This is a genomic window from Pseudomonas sp. HY2-MNA-CIBAN-0224 (genome assembly GCF_040310285.1).
In the GTDB taxonomy this organism is placed as follows: domain Bacteria; phylum Pseudomonadota; class Gammaproteobacteria; order Pseudomonadales; family Pseudomonadaceae; genus Aquipseudomonas; species Aquipseudomonas helleri.
The window spans coordinates 1-235 of sequence record NZ_JBEOPQ010000919.1 but is presented as its reverse complement, the minus strand read 5'-3'; the positions used below and the strand labels follow the sequence as shown (position 1 = coordinate 235).

The 235-nt window shown below is 46.4% G+C and carries 1 protein-coding gene; it reads right to left on the bottom strand.

Annotated elements, in window-relative coordinates:
* The coding region (locus tag AAEZ03_RS28930) for an isocitrate lyase/phosphoenolpyruvate mutase family protein (RefSeq protein ID WP_350583444.1) at positions 1 to 235 on the bottom strand (235 nt) is incomplete at both ends.

Here is a 235-nt window from a genome sequence, read left to right as displayed (position 1 = left end):
CTACAGCGGCATCAAGTCCTTCAACAGAAAGTGCATCAGTACGTGCCATAATGACAAAGTCGCTATCAGTTTTGGCATCAAGCGCCGCCTTCAAGCGATCGACCATTTCTGAGATACTGACGATTTCTTTGTTAGGGCGATGACCACAACGCTTTTGGGCGATTTGATCTTCGATATGTACGGCGGCCACACCAGCTCTTTCCATCTTTTTAATCGTTTGTGCGATGTTAAAAGC